15 protein-coding genes and 4 pseudogenes are annotated in these 17,109 nt (G+C 67.8%); 9 read left to right on the top strand and 10 right to left on the bottom strand.

Annotation, left to right across the window (positions count from 1 at the left end; all coding sequences use genetic code 11):
- Positions 1-25 precede the first annotated feature (25 nt).
- Together AMK33_RS44550 and AMK33_RS44545 are read right to left on the bottom strand one after the other, a co-directional pair.
- Positions 26-181: pseudogene (locus AMK33_RS44550) on the bottom strand (IS5/IS1182 family transposase); the annotation flags it as partial.
- A 25-nt stretch (positions 182-206) separates the two neighbouring features.
- Positions 207-380 (bottom strand): annotated as a pseudogene (locus tag AMK33_RS44545) (transposase); the annotation flags it as partial.
- Between AMK33_RS44545 and AMK33_RS39540 the strand changes: the two are divergent.
- Together AMK33_RS39540 and AMK33_RS39535 are read left to right on the top strand one after the other, a co-directional pair.
- A pseudogene (locus AMK33_RS39540) lies at positions 366-623 on the top strand (IS256 family transposase); the annotation flags it as partial. The pseudogenes AMK33_RS44545 and AMK33_RS39540 overlap by 15 nt on opposite strands.
- Before the next feature lie 270 nt (positions 624-893).
- The gene (locus AMK33_RS39535; RefSeq protein ID WP_235618354.1) at positions 894-1,325 is read left to right on the top strand and encodes a hypothetical protein; all 432 of its coding nucleotides are present in this window, start codon (positions 894-896) and stop codon (positions 1,323-1,325) included.
- Positions 1,326-1,583: 258 nt separating this feature from the next.
- On the opposite strand, the gene AMK33_RS39530 is transcribed toward AMK33_RS39535, so the two are convergent.
- Both AMK33_RS39530 and AMK33_RS39525 read right to left on the bottom strand, forming a co-directional pair.
- Positions 1,584-1,934 (bottom strand): MerR family transcriptional regulator, encoded by a 351-nt coding sequence (locus AMK33_RS39530; RefSeq protein ID WP_073938070.1) that lies wholly within the window; start codon positions 1,932-1,934, stop codon positions 1,584-1,586.
- A 22-nt stretch (positions 1,935-1,956) separates the two neighbouring features.
- On the bottom strand, positions 1,957-2,910 hold the full coding sequence (locus AMK33_RS39525) for an aldo/keto reductase (protein WP_201263170.1): 954 nt from the start codon (positions 2,908-2,910) through the stop codon (positions 1,957-1,959).
- Between the two features lie 347 nt (positions 2,911-3,257).
- On the opposite strand from AMK33_RS39525, the pseudogene AMK33_RS39520 reads away from it, so the two are divergent.
- From AMK33_RS39520 to AMK33_RS39505, 3 genes and pseudogenes are all read left to right on the top strand, one after another.
- Positions 3,258-3,923: pseudogene (locus tag AMK33_RS39520) on the top strand (IS3 family transposase); the annotation flags it as partial.
- Positions 3,924-4,029: 106 nt separating this feature from the next.
- Positions 4,030-4,566 carry a WYL domain-containing protein gene (locus AMK33_RS39515; protein WP_073938068.1) on the top strand — a complete coding sequence of 179 codons (537 nt, stop codon included), beginning with the start codon at positions 4,030-4,032 and terminating at the stop codon, positions 4,564-4,566.
- 724 nt (positions 4,567-5,290) lie between these two features.
- Positions 5,291-6,949 carry a multicopper oxidase family protein gene (locus AMK33_RS39505; RefSeq protein ID WP_073938066.1) on the top strand — a complete coding sequence of 553 codons (1,659 nt, stop codon included), beginning with the start codon at positions 5,291-5,293 and terminating at the stop codon, positions 6,947-6,949.
- 161 nt (positions 6,950-7,110) lie between these two features.
- Here the strand turns inward: AMK33_RS39505 and AMK33_RS39500 are convergent, their stop codons facing one another.
- Entirely contained in the window at positions 7,111-7,848 is a 738-nt protein-coding gene (locus AMK33_RS39500) for an SDR family NAD(P)-dependent oxidoreductase (protein WP_073938065.1), read from the bottom strand.
- A gap of 92 nt (positions 7,849-7,940) precedes the next feature.
- Here AMK33_RS39500 and AMK33_RS39495 point away from each other — a divergent pair, with 92 nt between their 5' ends.
- Positions 7,941-8,780, top strand: coding sequence for a LysR family transcriptional regulator (locus AMK33_RS39495; protein WP_073938064.1), 840 nt, complete (start codon positions 7,941-7,943; stop codon positions 8,778-8,780).
- A 751-nt stretch (positions 8,781-9,531) separates the two neighbouring features.
- Positions 9,532-10,065: a GNAT family N-acetyltransferase gene (locus AMK33_RS39490; protein WP_073938063.1), complete on the top strand. Its 534-nt coding sequence runs from the start codon at positions 9,532-9,534 to the stop codon at positions 10,063-10,065.
- A 383-nt stretch (positions 10,066-10,448) separates the two neighbouring features.
- Here the strand turns inward: AMK33_RS39490 and AMK33_RS42345 are convergent, their stop codons facing one another.
- The 3 genes from AMK33_RS42345 to AMK33_RS39475 all read right to left on the bottom strand — a co-directional run bounded on the left by AMK33_RS42345 (position 10,449) and on the right by AMK33_RS39475 (position 12,552).
- A complete protein-coding gene (locus tag AMK33_RS42345; protein ID WP_143203920.1) occupies positions 10,449-11,132 on the bottom strand; it encodes a hypothetical protein in 684 nt (227 codons plus the stop codon).
- 453 nt (positions 11,133-11,585) lie between these two features.
- Positions 11,586-12,038 (bottom strand): hypothetical protein, encoded by a 453-nt coding sequence (locus AMK33_RS39480; protein ID WP_073938061.1) that lies wholly within the window; start codon positions 12,036-12,038, stop codon positions 11,586-11,588.
- A 229-nt stretch (positions 12,039-12,267) separates the two neighbouring features.
- Positions 12,268-12,552, bottom strand: coding sequence for a hypothetical protein (locus tag AMK33_RS39475; RefSeq protein ID WP_073938060.1), 285 nt, complete (start codon positions 12,550-12,552; stop codon positions 12,268-12,270).
- A gap of 1,321 nt (positions 12,553-13,873) precedes the next feature.
- Between AMK33_RS39475 and AMK33_RS39470 the strand changes: the two genes are divergently transcribed.
- Positions 13,874-14,077, top strand: a complete 204-nt coding sequence (locus AMK33_RS39470; protein ID WP_073938059.1) for a cold-shock protein — start codon at positions 13,874-13,876, stop codon at positions 14,075-14,077.
- A 77-nt stretch (positions 14,078-14,154) separates the two neighbouring features.
- The gene (locus tag AMK33_RS39465) at positions 14,155-14,589 is read left to right on the top strand and encodes a transposase (protein ID WP_235618353.1); all 435 of its coding nucleotides are present in this window, start codon (positions 14,155-14,157) and stop codon (positions 14,587-14,589) included.
- A gap of 796 nt (positions 14,590-15,385) precedes the next feature.
- Here AMK33_RS39465 and AMK33_RS39455 read toward each other — a convergent pair.
- Both AMK33_RS39455 and AMK33_RS39450 read right to left on the bottom strand, forming a co-directional pair.
- On the bottom strand, positions 15,386-15,634 hold the full coding sequence (locus AMK33_RS39455) for a DUF6199 family natural product biosynthesis protein (RefSeq protein ID WP_073938075.1): 249 nt from the start codon (positions 15,632-15,634) through the stop codon (positions 15,386-15,388).
- A gap of 400 nt (positions 15,635-16,034) precedes the next feature.
- The gene (locus tag AMK33_RS39450) at positions 16,035-16,223 is read right to left on the bottom strand and encodes a hypothetical protein (RefSeq protein WP_073938074.1); all 189 of its coding nucleotides are present in this window, start codon (positions 16,221-16,223) and stop codon (positions 16,035-16,037) included.
- Positions 16,224-17,109 lie beyond the last annotated feature (886 nt).

Here is a 17,109-nt window from a genome sequence, read left to right as displayed (position 1 = left end):
CCACTCAAAGTCACCGGTATTGGGATTAGGCCAGGTAGTTGCGGGGATCGCGTTCGTAGCGGGGGTTGAGTCCGCGGTAGCCGGACAGCCAGGGCATCGTCCGCTCGACAACCCATCGCCGGCGCCCCAATCGTTCGCTGGACTCGATGCCCTTGCGGGCGATGCGCATGCCGATCCGCTTGCCGCAGAGCCATCTGCGCAGGTCAGCACGTCATGCCCGAGCCGAAGCCGAGCTCTTGGGGCAGGTACTCCCACTGGATCCCGGTGTGCAGGACGAACAGGATCCCGCACAGCGCCTGCCGGTCTGGCACCCGAGGCCGGCCCTCCACCTGCTTCGGCTCCGGCCCGGGCAGCAACGGCTCGATTTCCCAGCCGAGCACTGGATCCGCCTGCGGACCACGAACCCGATCGAGTCGGCCTTCGCCACCGTCCGGCTGCGGACCAAGGGCACCCGCGGCGCCGGATCCCGCACCGCCGCCCTCGCGACGGTCTTCAAGCTCGTAGAGTCCGCCCAGGCCCGCTGGCGCGCGGTGAACGCGCCCCACCTGGTATCTCTCGTCCGGGCTGGCGCCTGCTTCGAACGAGGTCAGCTCGTCGAACGTCCCGAGCTCAGTGCGGCGTGAGTGCTCCGACCGGCGTATGACTGTTCCTGACTCCATGGTCTGACTCCGTTTTGGGCGCATGCACCCAGAGGCGCACGTGTTCCCGCCCTGGGGACGGATGTGTCCGCGCGAGGGTGCGTGACAGCCTCCGGGATGTCGCAACCAGTCCACGAACAGGGAGCCGGCCTCATGACCAGCAGCACGCAGCCACCCACCCCTACACGTCTTGTGACCACTGCACCTGTCCCGCCATGGGCCCGGCGCGCAGCGGCCGCGGTCTTATGGACATCCATGCCGTCGGCGCTGTGGCGGTGCGCCGTGGTGCTCGGTGTCCCGCTGGGGCTCGCCGAGTCTGAGTACGACGCGATGCTCATTCCCGGCTGGGGGTATCTCATCGTGCCGTTGCTGTCCGTGCTGCAGGAGGCAGCGGCTTTCCTGACGTTGGGACTGGTGCGGCCCTGGGGTGAGGTATGGCCCCGGTGGATCCCGCGCCTACACGGGCGCCGCGTCCCCGTACTCGCCGCGGTCATACCCGCGGCGCTGGGCGCACTCGCCTGCACGGTCTACGGCGTGCTCTTCGTGTGGACGACGCTGCACGCCGACATGGCGATCACACCGTGGGGGGAATGGGTGATGACCGTCTGCTATGTGCCGATAGTGGCGTGGGGGCCGCTGCTGGCTGCCGTCACCACGCACTACTACCGGCGTCGCACACGCCCTTGACCGGCATGATCGGCTACCTCACCCCGGCCGATCCACAAGTCTCGACAATCACTCCTGCGGGGGCGAGCCGTTGCCGATCGCCTCGGCCCAGTTGTTCGACGTGGGGTCATGCAACTGGACCAAGGTGGTAGTGGGGAACGCCGTGAGTCCATCTGTCTGCCTGAGTGAGGGCACGGACGTTGTGCCACTGCCGGCTTCAGGTGGCGAGGGGTTAGGGGTGGTGGACGGAGCGCGAGTTGAGCGCGGGGCGTGCGGCACTCAGCTGTAGTAGGCGATCTTGTCGTCGAGGACCTCCATGGCCCGGCGCAGCGCCGCCACTCGCTGCTCCAGGGTGGCACGGCGCTCGCGGAGGAAGGTGACCCGGTCCTGCGCAGAATGCTCGGCGCGCAGGATGGCGACGAATTCCCGCAGGTCCGCGATGCCGAGGCCGGCGTCACGAAAGCACGTGACCAGGCCGATCCAGAAGAGGTCGTCCTCGGTGTACTCCCTGCGTCCACCGGGGGAGCGCCGGATCGGTCCGATCAGCCCTTCGCGCTCGTAGTAGCGCAGTGTGTCGAGGGAGACGCCGGTGCGGTCGGCCGCTGCTGCCGGGGTGAGGAGGGTGGTCACAGGGCTCCTTGTCTGACCGTTGCTACCGGGCTTCGGCGAAGCGCGCCAGGTGCTCGTCGCTCAGCCGCACACGGCGTGCGGCGAGTGCCTCCTCGATCTGCTCCACCCGGCTCGCGCCGACGATGGGGTCGATCCCCCGGCGCATCAGCCATGCGAGGACGACCTGGTTCCTCGTGGCCGCCAGCTCGCCGGCCACGTCGTCCAGAACCGAAAGCACCCGGGTGGTACCAGGATGATCATAAGTCTGTGGAAGCGGCTTGTCTGCGCGCACGTAGGAACCCCACATCAGCGAGCTGTACGACCACATGGTGAGCCCCTCCGACTGCGCGAAGTCCAGGTCCTCGTCGGTGAGCAGGCGATGGCCGCCCTCCGCGAGCGGGGTGAGCGGGCGCGGCTGGACAAGTGAGTGGCGCAGCTGCAGGGCCGTCCATGGTTCCACGCCCTGCTCCCGGGCGAGTGACCGGGCGCGCTCGACGCGCCAGGCAGCATGATTCGCCGCCCCGACGCGCAGAGCCGTTCCCTTCGTGACCAGCTCGCCGAAGGCACCGACGGTCTCCTCCAGCGGCACAGTGCGGTCCTCGGCGTGAGCCCAGAGGAGATCGACGTGATCGACTCCGAGACGCCCCAGGCTCCCCTCAACACCAATTCGTATGGCGGGGGCGGAAAGTCCTTCGGCGCTCTGTGGCCAGGAGTGCGGAACGAGCGGATTCTGCCGGACCTTCGTCGCGATCCGCACCGAGTCGCGCGCGCCGGGGCGGGATCGAAGCCACGCGCCGATGACACGCTCGCTGGCACCGCCGACGCCACTCGAATCGACCCAGAAGGAGTAGCAGTTCGCGGTGTCGAGCCAGACACCACCTCCGCCGACGAAGGAATCGAGGATCGCGAAAGCTTCCTCCGGGCCGACGCGGGTGCCGAAGTCCATCGTCCCGAGGACGATCTGGGGGGCAGTGGTGTTGATATCCATGCCCCCCATCCTCAGATCTGGAGCGCGCTCCAGGTCAAGTGCGATTGGGGAGACGATTCGAGCCCCGGCCTCCGGCAGCCGTCGCCTCGTACGGCGGGCGCGTGTCGCGAAGCCCCCTGGACGGCGATCCTGGGCGAGTGGCCCGCCGTGCAGTTCATCACTTGGGGTGCCGGTCGCCGTGCGACTCAGGTAGCCGATGGTGACAACAACAATGCTTCGCGTGCTGCTGGTGACAAGGGGTCTGCCGCACGATCGGGTGACATCTGAACCGGCTTGCCCTGTGGGGCGGGTGGGAAGGATGTCGCTGTGCCCAAGCCTTATCCCGAAGAGTTCCGTGAGGACGTCGTGCGGGTCGCGAGGAACCGTGGCCCGGGGCCGCGATGGCCGACCGGACCGCATGGCGGATCTGCCGGGACGACCACTGGTGGAGCGTGTTCGGCAAGAAGGGCGGCAGGATCAAGAAGGCCGACCCGCCGGTGCACGACGACCTGGTCCGCCGCAACTTCACCGCCGACGGTCCGAACCGGCTCTGGCTTGCCGACATCACCGAACATGCCACCAACGAAGGGAAGTTGTACCTCTGCGCGGTCAAGGACGTCTTCAGCAACAGGATCGTGGGTTGCGCCATCGATGCGCGGATGAAGTCCCGTCTGGCCGTGACCGCTCTGGACAACGCCGTCGCCCGGCGCGGACAGGTCGACGGATGTATCCTCCACAGCGACCGCGGATCGCAGTTCCGCTCCCGGAAATTCGTCCGGGCGCTCGACCGCCACCGGATGGCCGGATCGACAGGGAGGGCCGGAGCTGCCGGCGACAACGCCGCCATGGAGTCCTTCTTCAGCCTGCTGCAGAAGAACGTCCTCGACCGCCGGACCTGGACCACCCGCGAAGAACTGCGGATCGCGATCGTGACCTGGATCGAGCGGACCTACCACCGGCGCCGCCGACAAGCCGCACTCGGCCGGCTGACCCCCGTCGAATTCGAGACCGTCATGACAACACCGGCCCTGCAGGCCGCGTGACCGAACTTGTCACCCAACGCTGCGTCAGACCCGAGTGAGCGCCCTGCACACCGCTACTGTCCGGGCCGGCGCAGCCCCGGCTCCCAAGGTCTCCGCGGACACCCTCATGGCCATCGCAGAGGCGTGCCGCCGACGCGAACGGCTGCGCTTCGACTACGCCGGCCCTTGCCGCAGCCGCAGCACGCGCTTGGTCGACCCGCACAGCCTCGTCAGCTTCGACCGCCACTGGTACCTGGTCGCCTGGGACACCGACCGCACCGACTGGCGTACCTTCCGCGTCGATAGACTCACTCCGCGCACGCCGACCGGACCGCGGTTCCCCCCCCGCGAACTCCCCGACACCGACGTGGCCACCTATCTGGCCCACCAGCTGTCATCGCGGACCTGGCCGTTCCAGGCCACCATCACCCTGCACGAGCCCGCCGCAGCGGTCACCGACCGCATCTGGCCCGGCATGGGCGTCGTCGAACCCGTCGACGATGACAGCTGCCCACTGCACCTGGGCGCCGACACCCCCCGTGACCTCGCCTGGATGGTCACCTCGGCCGACGCCGATTTCACTCTCACCAACGCACCACCCGAACTCACCGACGCCCTGCACGCCCACGCCGCCCGCTGCCTGAACGCCGTACGCAAGGCATAGGCACCCCTGCCAAAGTCTGTCAAACGAGCGGCTCTTCCAAGGGGACTGTAACTCGCTTGACAGACCCCACCCTGGCCGTCCCCGGCAGCGACGGCTACCCCCCCACCTCGTCTGTGAGAGACCACGTGGTCACCGCTTCAGCCAGCCATTCCTGGACCGGCATGCGACGGTCGACCGCGGAGGTCTTCCCCGATCCAGCGACGACAGCCCGGGTCGGGATCACATGCGAAACTCCCCACAGCCCCACCAGGCCGACGACGGCATACGCGAGAACCTCTTCCATGCGCCAAGGATCCGCCATGGCGGCACCGGCATCATCGGGGCGCCGGCTCGTCGCACGGGGAGGGCGGGCAGACCACACGATCGCGCCGAAAATTTCCATATGTCCCAAATATGCACCTTGTCGGGATAGTGTGCTCATGTGAGTACTGATCCGAGGGTCGAATGCGGGCGCGGCCCGCACGGACGGCGCGCGCCGTCCGGTGCCCTGTCGGTCGGGATATCCGCACGGCCACTCTGAGCGGCCTTCCGGGCATCGGTGAGGGAAGCACGCCGATATCCGGAACAGTTGATTCCGCTGTCTGCCGGATCGTGCTCACCGCCCTGTTGGCACCTGGTCAGGAGGAGTGTCGCCGGCCGTCTGGTCCGGTCCGGTCCGGTCCAGGCGATGGTGGCAGACCCACGCTTTCACCTGCCTTCCCCCACGAGCGAGGTGCACCCAGTCATGCGCACGGACCACACCAGTCAGATCTCCCCCACGCGTCGCGCCGTACTCGGCGCCGGGATCGCGGCCGCGGGCTCCGGGCTGCTCGCCGCCTGCTCCTCCGCCCGCTCGCGTGACCGCGGCAATCCCGGCGTGCCCGCGCCGGACACCCCCGCCGGATCCACGCCGAACGGCAGAGGGGCCGACGAGACACATCCGGCCCCCGCCGAACCGGGCCGCAAGCACATCCTCAGGGCTGCCCTGTCGCCGGTCGAACTGGGCGCCGGACGCACCTTCAGATCATGGACGTACGAGGGACTGCTGCCGGGCCGGGAGATGCGGGTCACCGCGGGCGACACCCTGGCGCTGACCCTGGCCAACCAGCTGCCGGAGGCAACGACCGTGCACTGGCACGGCATCGCGCTGCACAACGACATGGACGGCGTGCCCGGGGTGACCCAGCCGCCGGTCGAACCAGGCGAGACGTTCGACTACCGCTTCACCGCGCCGCACCCCGGCACCTACTGGTTCCACCCTCACATGGGCGTGCAGATCGACCGCGGTATGTACGCGCCGCTGATCGTCGACGACCCGAGAGAACCACTCAGGTACGACCACGAGTGGATCGTCATGCTGGACGACTGGATCGACGGCGTGGACGGCTCCACGCCCGACGACGTTCTCTCCCAACTCCGCAAGGGCAAGCCGCCGATGGGCCACGGCAACAGGCCGGAGGGGCCCGTGGGGGCCGGCGGCGGGGCGTTGGCGGACGCCGCGTCCGAGAGAAGGGACGACGGGAAGGGACCCGGACGGGAACCGTCGCCGTACCGCGGGAAAGGGCCCAGGCGACTGATGTCGGGCGCCACCAGCAAGCTGCTCGGTGGCCACGCGGGAGACGTCGCCTACCCCTATTACCTGATCAACGGGCGCACGGCGGACGACCCCACACAATTCAGGGCCAAGCCCGGCGACCGGATCAGGCTGCGCATCATCAACGCCGGCGGGGAATCGGCCTTCCGGGTGGCTCTCGGCGGGCACCGGATGACCGTCACCCACAGCGACGGCTTCCCTGTGCAGCCCTACAAGACCGACGCCCTGGTCATCGGCATGGCCGAGCGGTACGACGTGCTGATCACCGCGCAGTCCGGGGTCTTTCCGCTCGTCGCGCTCGCCGAGGGCAAGCGGGGCCGGGCCATGGCCGTCCTGCGCACGGGCGCCGGAGCGGTCCCCAAGCCTTCCGCGCATCCAGTGGAACTGGACCGTGAGGTGCTGGTGTCCGCCCGCCGGCTGCGGCCGGACGAGTCGGTCGCGATGCCCCGACGCGGCTACGACCGCCTGCTCAGGCTGAAGCTGACCGGTGGTATGAAGGAGTACGACTGGGGGATCGATCACAAGCCCTATGACCCGGACACGCTCCACAGGGTCGAGCGGGGTGAGAGGGTGCGGCTGGTCATCATCAACGCCACCCACATGTGGCACCCCGTGCATCTGCACGGCCACACGTTCTCGCTCGCCGGCCTGGACTCGAACGGAGCCCGCAAGGACACGTCGATCGTGCTGCCCCACAACAAACTGGTGGCGGACTTCGACGCGGAGAACCCCGGATTGTGGATGCTGCACTGCCACAACATCTACCATTCGGAGTCCGGGATGATGACAACCCTAGCGTACCACGGGTAAAGCGTCCCTGAGCGAGCGACATGACTCCACCAAACTCAGGACACTCCGGAGCCTCCATCAGACCTGGAGCGGTTCACTCGGGCCGTGACAGACGACTGCTCACGCGGCGCTGGCGGGGCGTGTCGAGCGGCAGCCCGGTCGAGTGGGAACACGTCAGGACATCACCAGGGCACGACTCCGCTGTCGTCGAACATCTGACCGGCGGGGCCGTCGTCAGGCAGGGCCGCCAGCCTGACGGCGATTGCCGCGCCCTGCTCAGGGGGCTGAGTACCGCTGAACCCGTTGAGGTCGGTGGCCACGTAGCCGGGGCAGGCGTTGTTGATCAGAATGTTGGTGCCGCTCAGCTCCTTGGCGTACTGGATGGTGACGGCGTTGAGGAAGGTCTTCGTCGGCGCGTAGGCCCCGCTGATCCCTCCGAGGTCGACGCCGGGCGTGGTCTGCAGCGCCAGAGAGCCGACATGGCTGGACTGGTTGACGATCCGCTGTTGCGCCGAGCGGCGCAGCAGCGGCAGCATCGCGTTGGTGACCCGGATGACGCCCATGACGTTGGTCTCCACCAGCCGCCGCACGGTTTCCAGGTCGATGGCCGAAGGCTCCTCCGGCCAGCCGCCCGCGACGCCGGCGTTGTTGACCAGCACGTCAAGGCGTCCCGCCCGCTCCACGATCAACCGCGCGGCGGCGGTCACGCTCTCGTCGTCGGTCACGTCCAGGGGCACGCCGAACGCGTCGGCGCCTGCCGCGCGCAGTTTCGCCACGGCATCCGCCCTGCGCTGCTCGTCCCGGGCGCCGACACCGACGCTCCAGCCCAACGCAGACAGCCCGGCCGCGATCTCGTACCCGATTCCCTTGTTCGCGCCGGTGACCAGCGCAATCGTCTCCTCACTCATGAGACCGAGCATGGCTGCGCTTGGGCCAGGCACCAACACCGTCTCGGCAGTGCAGCGATACCCGGACGGCATCAATCGGCCCTCCCCACGGTTACCGTGCATGTATGGAGATACGCGAGCTGCGGTACTTCGTCGCCGTCGCCGAGGAGCTGCACTTCGGCAAGGCCGCCCAGCGTCTGGAGATGGCCCAGCCGCCCCTGTCCCGCGCCATCGCCCGGCTCGAACGACAGCTCGGGGTCACGCTGCTGGAGCGCACCAGCCGCAGGGTCACGCTCACCGAGGCAGGGGCCGTCCTGCTGCCCGAGGCACGTTCGATCCTCAGCGCGGTAGCCGCTGCCGAGCGGCGTGCCCAGCAGGCCACGCAAAGCCGCCCCCGCCTCGTCCTCGCCGTCAAATCCGGCACCGCCGGCGAGCTGCTGGCCAAACTGCTCGATGCCTACCGCGCGGAGCCCGGCGCAGCCACCGTCGATCTGCTGCTCTGCGAAGCGCACCAGCAACAGGAACTGCTGCACAACGGGCAAGCCGATGTGGCTCTGCTGCACCTGCCCTTCGATTCGGCGGCCGGACTCGACACCGAAATTCTGTACACCGAGGGACAGGTGGCGATCCTGCCCGCCTCTCACCCCCTCGCCGGCCGCTCCCAGATCCGGGTGGCCGAGGTCACCGCACTGCCGGAACTGCCGATGGCACGCTGGCCGGGCCACGGCGGCAGCTACCCGGAGGGACCAGGACCAGAGGTACGAAACCTGACACAGCTCTTCCAACTGATCGCGCTCGGCCACACCACCGCGATCATCCCCGAGTCTGCCGGCACCGACCTGCGCCGGGATCTCGCCGCCGTGCCGGTCCTGGATGCCCCGCCCGTGACAACCGTGATCGCTTGGCCGTCGCAGAGCCGACTTCGCGCAGTCGCCGACCTGATCCGCGTAGCGACACGTCTTTGACTGACCGTTCTGCGCGGCTGGTGGTCGGGACGGGCTGTTCCTGTGCCGGGGCGGTGGTGTGTGACCTCCCCAGGTCCTGTCCGCCACCGCCCCGTCGTGTTCCCGCCGGCACCTGGACGTCTGCCACTTCGTCCAGCCGCCCGTCCTGCTACCCCGCCTTGAGCTCCTCATACCTGCGCGGGGCGACGGCGTGGTGTCCCACCGCCCGCCGGGCTTCCCTCTACCGCGCGCTCGACGGCTGCGCAGTTGCTGCGTGTTCGGCTGCGCAATGGTCTGCGCACGGCGTTGACCCGCTGTGGTAGGCCTCGTGGCCGGGGGCCTGATGGTCGTGGTCGGGGTCTGCGTGGCGCCCGCTCGGATCCCGACCACGGTCCTGACCGTGGTGGTGGTCAGGGGGGCCGGGTGTGCATCCAGTCGACGCGGTGGTCGGGGTGGGTGACGGGCCGTCATGCGGGCGCGGCGGGGCTGTGCTGGAGCAGGTAGGTCAATGGGAGCTGCCAGGATGAGGGCGTTCTTTGAAATCGGCTCTGGCCGCGATTCCGTGGATGATCTTGGTGCTGCGGCAGGCTGCCACCGAATCGGTCTGGCCTCTGGGCCGCGCTGTCGAAGCGGCACGTCGTCCGCCCGGCCGTCGGCCCGATGTTTCCCCCGTCACGGTGTACGGCGCAAGAGCCTGACGCGTTGTGGTTTCGAAGCGGCAGGGCGGGCGCCGGATTACCGATGCGGTGCTTGCCTTCGGCAGGATGGGCACATGACCGAGATCCGCACACCCCGTCTTCTCCTCCGTAGCTGGCACGACGACGACCTCGCGCCGATGGCGGACATCAACGCGGACCCACGGGTCATGCGCTGGATCGACGACGGCTCGGTGCGCGACCTGGACCACACGGCCGAGGACATCGAACGGTGGGAGGAGGAGTGGGACGAGGAGGGCTTCGGACTCTTCGCCGTCGAGCTGCTGGCCTCGGGCGAGCTGATCGGCTTCACGGGACTGTCCGTGCCCGAGTTCCTGCCGGAGGTGATGCCCGCCGTGGCGATCAGCTGGCGGCTCGGATCACCGTTCTGGGGCCAGGGATACGCGTCCGAAGCCGCGCACGCCACACTGGAGTTCGCACTCCAGGACCGCGGCCTGGACCGTGTCATCAGCATCAGCCGGGTGGGGGACAACGCCTCCGAGAACGTCATCCGCAAGCTCGGCATGGTGCCCGAGCGGGAGACGGTCCACCCGGTGTACGGCTACCCACTGCACGTTCACGCCATCGACCTCACCGAGTTCCAGGCATGAACCGACCCAACCGTCGATCATCACAAGACAGCCGACCACTGTCCCTACGTCCCTGAACGCATTGATCGCGGCAGCACGGACACCCAGGAAGGGACGGCCCCTCCCTGTCACTGACCTGTGCCTCCACGGAACTGGGGCCAGAGCCAAGTTCGAGGAGCCCCATCAACGTGACCAGGCCCAGACTGCTTGAAGGCCCTCAGCAACGGATGAGGGCCTTCAGCCTTGCCGTTGCGCCTCAGCTGCCGGCGGAGTGCTGCTACGGGTTGCGGTAGCGGTCGTGAAGGATGTTGACGGTGTCGGTCCACGCGCCGTCGGCCTGCTGGGGCAGGTGGTGGCCGGCGTGGTCGGCCAGCTGCCGGTAGCTCGGGTGCATGGTTCCTGCATCAGTGGTGATCAGGGCGGTGAGCAGGGCTGGACGCTGTGGCTTCGGGTTGCGCGGGCGAGCGGTGGGCTTGACCCGGCGAAGCACCTGTACCTGATCGGCTTCCCTCAGCGCGCATGCCCTTGACCTGGGCACACAGATCGGCGAAGGGCGCGGTCTTCCCCAGCCGGGCTGCGTGCTCCAGGACGTCCCGGACGGCGTCTGCCAGACCGGCCGCATCGAAGTGCGCCGGGCGGGAGGCCGCAGGCGCTTTGCGCGGTGATCGGCCAGGCGCCGTCGGCCGTGCGTACGGCTCCGGTACCGGCACTGGTGGCGCCGTCTGCCACACCTGTACCTGGGAGCGCTGTTCGTCGGTGAGCCAGGCGGACGCCTGCTCCGCGGCCTGGACGAGCTGCTGGTGCTGACGGGGTGTGACGGCCCAGATCCCGTGCTTCTTCTGCTCCGCGAAAGCTCCCAGCAACTGCCTGACCTTATTGAGGGCCTTCCGCTCCCGGAAGGTTGGTTCCCGCGGTGTCGGCACGCCGACGGCCCGTTCCAGCCTCAGCAGCGCATCGGCAGCAGCCCTGATCGGATCGTTCTCCTCGGCAGTGGCTCCACCGTGGGTCACCTCTTCCGCCCGGCTCAGCCAGCGGCGGATCTCCGTGCGGCTGCGCCCGTCACTGACTGCCTGTTCGAGGGCTGTCATGACGTCCGCCCGGTCGGGCGAGGGGATTCCGTACGCCGGCTCGCTGGCGGCGCGGACGGTCTGCCGGGCAGGGGCGGCGCAGCCTTGGGCTGCCTCACGCCGATGGGCTGCCGCGTGGTACGAAGGCGGCGGATTTCTTCGACCGCAGGGGTGGTCAGCCCCGAGTCCGTGAGCCCCACCTCGTGCAGGTCGTACCACTGGGTAGTGCCGCCATGGCGTTCGGTGCCGACCTGGATTCTGCGGCGGGTGCCGTCAGGGACGAGTTGGATGCGGTTGACGTATCCCTGCCGCAGCAACACCTCCGGGTCGGACGCCATGCCAGGGCCGAGCACCAGCTGGGCGGAGTCCGCTTCCGCCGGTGCAGGAGAGCCGGCCGACTCGGAGAGCAGCACTCACAGGCCGGTGCGCCCGTCAGGAGTGAAGAGCACTTCCCCGCCGATCGACCCGTCCACATCACGCGGAATGGAGGCAGTGGCGGTGATGTCCTGCTCCTTGAGCCAGGACAGTAGAGGCCTTGCGGTAGGCGCCGGTGACGACGAACGTGGCCACCTGCTCGGGCGCGGACGCCATGAGCACCGAAGTCTGGGCGTAGGCGCGTTCGTCGAGAATCTGCGACAGATCACCGAGCCCGTAGACGCGGGGAACGAACATCCGCAGCATGCGGTGCGTGGCGATCATGTCGCTCAGCCACTGGCCGTCCAGGACCAGCGGATGTGCCACTCCGCACGCGCTCAGTCTGCGGCGGATCTCCTCCTCGGAAGTGCCGGTGACCCGCGCGTTGGTCAACAGCACGTACGTTCCGCACACCCCGCGCTTCACCAGCGCGCCGGCCTTATCGAATTCGTCTTCGAGCTCGGACGGAGCGAGCGTGGCGTCGGCTCTCTTGGTGTGCTTGCACTGCAGCACGAACGGCCCTGGTGGAATGTCTCGAACGCCACTGGGGCCGGTAGGCGGCTGCCAGGTGCCGTAGAACGCGCTGTCCCGCCCCCCTCGTCGTTGGAGTCGGCGAATGCCTGCACCGACTGTCCCCATACCTCCCGCAGGACAGCCGCGCACAGGTCCCGGAAGGCCCGCCAGCCCAAGGTGTGCAGGGTGAACCGGGGCGAGCCGACAGCCACGACCTCGCCTGCGCTGCTCATACCTCGTCCCCGTCGTCGTCATAGTCGGCAAGCGCAGCCATGGCTTCCCACACGGCCTCATCGTCGTAGTCCGGCACCACCAGGTCGGGCTCGAGGCCGTCACTGTCCGGGTCGAGTTCCTGCGAGTGGGCCAGCACCTCGACCAGGAACCGCCGCGCGGCCTTCAGCAGGCCGGGGTCCTCCAGCCATAGCCCGAACTCCAGGCTGCGGCGTGAGCTCTCCGTGGCGTTGGCGCTGCCCAGCCACAGCCGATGCGGTGTGAAGCCGGTGATGTCTGCCACGCCCCCAGGGCGTCCTCGTCGTGCCACCACAGTTCACCCAGCAGCATCTTGGTATGGAGAATCGGGACAAGATGGTCCCCGGCTCTGCGGTAACCCAGGGTGCGCAGCGCCGGCAACCGGATGTGCTCCCGCGGCGAACCGGGTCCTAGCACCGGCGCTTTACCGTCCTGGTGGAAACGCAGTTCCTCCAGCTCGGAGAAGGCATGAACCGGGAATCCGGCCGCGTCTTTCACCGCCTCGTCGATCTTGCGTAGCCGCTCTACGTGACACTTGCTCCGCGGCTGCTTGCTCACCACCACGCATGCGGAGGGGAACCCGGCGATGCGCTGCAGCAGCTCAGGGTCGTCCACCCACAAGAAGGCCCCGAGCATCGCGGGCCCCAAAGTCCGCGACCGCGGCTGCTGCTCCAGATCCCGCCGGAATCTGTCGATTCCCTCAATGAGACCGGCCAGCACGTTGGTCCCGAACTGGACTGGATGAGACCCGTCCTCCAAGAGTGCCTGCACGTCGAACTGGTTGGAAAACGACTGGTCCATGTGCCCCCTGAGCCCACCAGCGTTATGACGCCACGCCACGCCAAGGGTTGACGGGTGTGGCTGCGCATCGACGTGCAGCCGCCCGGTATCGGCGGCTACGAGGGTGGGCGGAAGGGGCGGGTGCGGGGGAGAGGTGCCGACCGGGCGAGGTGCCGACCGGGTGAGGTGGCCGGACTGTCCAGGAGCAGGGTTTGTGATCAGGAGTGGGTGTTCTGGCCTGGGTTGATCGGTTTGAGGTGCGGCTGTGGTCTGGTGGTGCTGGTGTGGCGGTAGCCGTGGCGAGTGTGCGCGATGGTCTTGGGCTGGGGGTTTGAGCTGCAGGTTTGTCAGGTAGCGGGCCGTAGTGGTCAGGTCGTGTCATCTGTACTGCGTGCGGTGCATTTCCGATGATCGTTGGTATGCAGCGGTGTTGGGACACGAGCCGTCCGCTTTTGGGGCCGGACGCCGGGATGCGCAGCGCGTCCGGGGCGCTATTGGCGCCGTCGGCTTCAGTTCGGTGGCCGCTTGTTCGGCTCTGGCTTCGGTGAGCGTGGTATGGCCGGGAGATGGCGGGAGGGCCGTGCCCGGGGCGGGCGGTTCTCCGATGGGGCGGGTGGCGTGGCTGCCTCTGGGGGACCTCGGCGTGGTGCGAGTGCTGGGCGCTTTGCTGCACCGTTGATCGCAGTTCACCCGCACAATGGGCGATATTAGTAACCCCGCCCGTTTTGCCCACTGCCTCGCGGGGAGGATGTGGCTGCAGCCGGGCACGAACCCCGTTCCCCGGCTCTACGTAACAAGGGGCAGGCATGGCTCTGGGCACTGTGAAGTGGTTCAACGGGGAGAAGGGATTCGGCTTCATCTCCCCCGATGAGGGCGGCGCGGACGTCTTTGTGCACTTCAGCGCGATCCAGGGATTCGGTTTCCGGAACCTGGAGGAGAACCAGCGGGTCGAATTCGAGATCACCCAGGGGCAGCGAGGTCCCCAGGCCGACAAAGTCCGGGCCCTCTGATCCTGCTGTCCACCAGGCCGGCGGGCTACCACCTCGCCGGTGGAGGCCGCTTCGCGCCGACGGCGTCCGGCCGCTCCTTGCTGGGCCACCACGCCGCCGACCCCGAACGCGGCCCGCGGCTGTGCTTCCACCTCAAGCCGGGCAGCTACGACACCACTTCCCTGATCGAGGTACTGGAACAGATCAAGACCTTCCACGCCGGTGAGCCGGTGGTGTTGATATGGGACGGACTGTCCGCCCACTGGAGCCGGGGCATCCGGGTCTGGGCGGCTGAGCAGGACTGGCTCACCCTCGAGCGGCTGCCGGCCTACGAACCCGAACTCAACCCGGTCGAACTGCTGTGGTCGGCCATCAAGACCCGCGAGCTGGCCAACCTCGCCGGCGGCCACCTCGCCGATGTCGCCGACGCAGCCGAACGCGGCATCCACCGAGTCTGCTCCAGCGAGCAACTCCCGTGGTCCTTCCTCACCCACACCGGCCTGACCATTCACCCCGAAACACCACAGAACTAACGAAAAACTCAGTAGAGCCCAGAGACGCCAGCTGCCGTGGCCGGTGCAGCCCTTGTCATGCCTGTGAGTGTTTGCGCCGAGCGGACCGGTTGGCGAGCAGAAGGCATGCCCATACCAGGACATGGCAGGAGGACAAGGCGATGCTGGCTCCGTCGGCGCCCTCGGTCACCCGCCAGGTCAGGAGTCCGATGGCTATACACAGCATCGGCCAGTAGAGCCAGGTTCTCCATCGTGCACCCGGCATGGTCCATGACGGCGGAGCATGCGGACTGGAACGCCGCTGCATCGAGGCTCCCTTCTCGAGCCCCGTCCGCTTGTGCGGGCTTCTTGCCCGGAAGGGGTTTTGGCCCAGGTGCCGAAAGGCGGCAGAGCGGGCCGGTCGAGGTGGTCAAGCAGACGGTCGGTTGGTGATGGCCGGCAGGGTCGTCGTCCTGATCCGGCGGTAGGTCCTGAAGCCGTACGCGGTCATTCCTGCCCAGATGACGGTGCTGACCAGAGGCCACCACAGATCCCGTCCTCCCTCACCCCGGGCGAGATTGACGACCCAGTTCACCGCCCAGCTGACCGCAAGGACGAGCGCCACCCACCTGGCCCACCGCCAGATTCCCATGGTTCCCCGAGCACGGGCTTCCTGGGGGCTCCACTTGTCCCGCCGCAATCGTGTGTCATCCATACCTACCCGCCTACCCCCTGCCCGCCCCTTGCCTCCCGGTCCTTGGGAGAGGGCCGAAAACGGACGGTTCCACCCGGCTTCAGAGGTGTTCAACGAGTGGGCTGGGAAGGGGCCGACTTGCAGTCAGATGTTCTGAACGAGCATCCACGTGGCGACTGCCAAGAAGAGCACCCCGGTGACCCTTTGCACCGCGTATCCCTTGCTGGTGGGTTCGGTCGCGTCAGGATCCTTCACCCAGCCGCGCTGGAGACGGCTGTTTACCCGCCAGAGCAGTTGAGGGCGTATGACCTGGACCAGGCCCATGATCAGGAAGAGGCACAGAAACAAGATGAGGGCCGGGCTGGTGCCGCTGTCTTCGGAGGAGGCGTGCATGATCACATCATGATTCATGAACTTTCGAGTTCCCTGACGCAGGCTCAGGAAACGAGCGAGGGATCCAGCATTCCGTGATGCGGCGTGGTATGCGGGAGGTCGTGAGCCTGCGGCCTGGAGGCGTTGTAGCCACAGGGAGGTTGCGAGCAGGAGTCCGTCAAAGACGGCCAGGAGAAGAGCGGACACCCACGTCTGCCGGCTGCCGGGCATGCCAGCTCGTCCAGGCGGTCAATGCCCGCCTGTAGCAGGACGCTCCCCGCGTAGAAGGCGTGGACCCGACGCAGCTGCCGCACGACCCGCGGGGACATGACGGGGTCGGTCTTGGATGCCATGCCCGCCGGTGTATCCCGGTGCACGCTGTTCAGCAGGGCGGGTTCCGCTGCTGCCGTTCCGTTCGTCTTTACTCTTGCTGCTCGGTGCGTTCCTCGAAGTCGCGTCGTACTGCTGCGCCTTGGTCCTCGACCAGCCCTGCACCGTCGGGTAGGTCCAGAACGGCGCCACAGTGGTTGCACAGTTTGCCGTCCTCGGCCGGCGTGCCGCACGCTTTGCAGAACCGGTTGCCCTCGCCGTTCCCAATGGTCTGTGTCATGACTCTCTCCCGCAGGGTGGACAGTGACAGGCGGGGAGTACCCCTGCTGTCTGTGCTGATTCCCTGCACATCTGCTTCATTCTGTGCTTGCAATAAGCTCTGGATTTGATTGATCCATATGTGTGATTTCCGTGGCCCGCTTGAGGGTGGTCATCTACTTCCAACATCAGAACGTGGGACCGGTGCTTCGGTGTAGGCGCCGTGGAAGCAGAGGCCGTTCTCATACGGTCAGTTGGTCGCGTCTCGGTCTCAGCGTGCTGCCGTCCGGCTTGCGGGAAAGGGTGAACTGGAATGTTGGTGAGGGAAATCCGCCCTCACCAACGGGGAGCCGTGGACGCGGCACTTCGGGCGTTTGAATTTCCTGCAAGATCTACTGCGCCGGAGCGGGGGCTGCGCACTCAGGTGGTCATGGCGACCGGATCGGGCAAGACCCTGGCCGCCGTACACGCTGACGCTGTCCTAGGCGATCGACCGGGGATCTGCGCGCCCTACCAGGTGGTGTACCTGGACATCACCGACACCCAACTCCTGGGTGTGGAGGGCCGCTCGGACGAAGTACGCGGAGGCACGTCTCGCCGTCCTGCAGACGGCGCTGATGAAAGCCTCGGCGGAGGAAGGCTTCCGCTGGACGCTCGTCTTCCACCATCAGGTGAAAGAGGCCGAGGCGTTCGCGGCCGACCGGAGGGTGAGGAAGCCGGGAGCGACCGAAGCGACCGTGGTCTGTCGGTGCCGGCCCGGGGACTGCTGAAGTTCTCCGCCCCGCGCGACCCCGCGCAGCTGGCCGCGTTCATCAACCTGCGCGTGATCGACCTCGCCCGCGTCCACCGGCGGCGCGTACCGGCTGGGCGATGTCGCACCGCTCTGCTCGTGGTGTGCCGTGCTGCAC

This window comes from Streptomyces sp. CB02400 (genome assembly GCF_001905725.1).
GTDB lineage: Bacteria > Actinomycetota > Actinomycetes > Streptomycetales > Streptomycetaceae > Streptomyces > Streptomyces atrovirens.
The sequence above is the reverse complement of the archived record's forward strand: the minus strand, read 5'-3'. Positions and strand labels throughout refer to the sequence as shown.

What these genes read in the sequence shown, in the direction of transcription:
- AMK33_RS39535 (WP_235618354.1), top strand. Translation starts at nt 894, where the DNA reads ATGCCGTCGGCGCTGTGGCGGTGCGCCGTGGTGCTCGGTGTCCCGCTG.
- AMK33_RS39525 (WP_201263170.1), bottom strand. Translation starts at nt 2,910, where the DNA reads ATGGGGGGCATGGATATCAACACCACTGCCCCCCAGATCGTCCTCGGG.
- AMK33_RS39515 (WP_073938068.1), top strand. Translation starts at nt 4,030, where the DNA reads ATGGCCATCGCAGAGGCGTGCCGCCGACGCGAACGGCTGCGCTTCGAC.
- AMK33_RS39505 (WP_073938066.1), top strand. Translation starts at nt 5,291, where the DNA reads ATGCGCACGGACCACACCAGTCAGATCTCCCCCACGCGTCGCGCCGTA.
- AMK33_RS39500 (WP_073938065.1), bottom strand. Translation starts at nt 7,848, where the DNA reads ATGCTCGGTCTCATGAGTGAGGAGACGATTGCGCTGGTCACCGGCGCG.
- AMK33_RS39495 (WP_073938064.1), top strand. Translation starts at nt 7,941, where the DNA reads ATGGAGATACGCGAGCTGCGGTACTTCGTCGCCGTCGCCGAGGAGCTG.
- AMK33_RS39490 (WP_073938063.1), top strand. Translation starts at nt 9,532, where the DNA reads ATGACCGAGATCCGCACACCCCGTCTTCTCCTCCGTAGCTGGCACGAC.
- AMK33_RS42345 (WP_143203920.1), bottom strand. Translation starts at nt 11,132, where the DNA reads ATGACAGCCCTCGAACAGGCAGTCAGTGACGGGCGCAGCCGCACGGAG.
- AMK33_RS39470 (WP_073938059.1), top strand. Translation starts at nt 13,874, where the DNA reads ATGGCTCTGGGCACTGTGAAGTGGTTCAACGGGGAGAAGGGATTCGGC.
- AMK33_RS39455 (WP_073938075.1), bottom strand. Translation starts at nt 15,634, where the DNA reads ATGCACGCCTCCTCCGAAGACAGCGGCACCAGCCCGGCCCTCATCTTG.
- AMK33_RS39450 (WP_073938074.1), bottom strand. Translation starts at nt 16,223, where the DNA reads ATGACACAGACCATTGGGAACGGCGAGGGCAACCGGTTCTGCAAAGCG.